The following is a 470-nucleotide window of genomic DNA, read 5'->3' as shown; positions in this document are numbered from 1 at the left end:
CAACGGCGGCACTAAAGGCGGCGTAATCGAAACCAACTTCCGCGAAGAAACCGAAACCGACCTGGTTGGCGAACAAGCCGTATTGTGCGGTGGCGCAGTTGAATTGGTGAAATGCGGCTTTGAAACGGTGGTTGAAGCCGGGTACGCTCCAGAAATGGCCTACTTCGAATGTCTGCACGAGCTGAAACTGATCGTTGACCTGATGTACGAAGGCGGTATTGCCAACATGAACTACTCCATTTCCAACAATGCCGAATACGGTGAATACGTTACCGGCCCTGAAGTCGTTACTCCTTCAACCAAAGCTGCCATGAAAAAAGCTCTATCCCTCCTTCCAAACGGAGAATCTGCGGAAATTTTCCTCCCAGAAGGGGTAAACCACTCCTGCCGTCTTGCTTACCGGTGACGTTTTGACGCCCGACCACAAACTTAAAAAAGGGGTTTACCACTTCTTTTTTTTGCTTTCTCCT

The 470-nt window shown here is 49.8% G+C and carries 1 pseudogene; it reads left to right on the top strand.

The window, feature by feature from the left end:
- Positions 1–373: pseudogene (locus ACTHUR_RS19990) on the top strand (ketol-acid reductoisomerase); the annotation flags it as partial.
- Between the last annotated feature and the right edge of the window lie 97 nt (positions 374–470).

This window comes from Neisseria sp. P0021.S007 (assembly GCF_051956855.1).
This window is presented reverse-complemented; position numbering and strand designations above follow the sequence as displayed.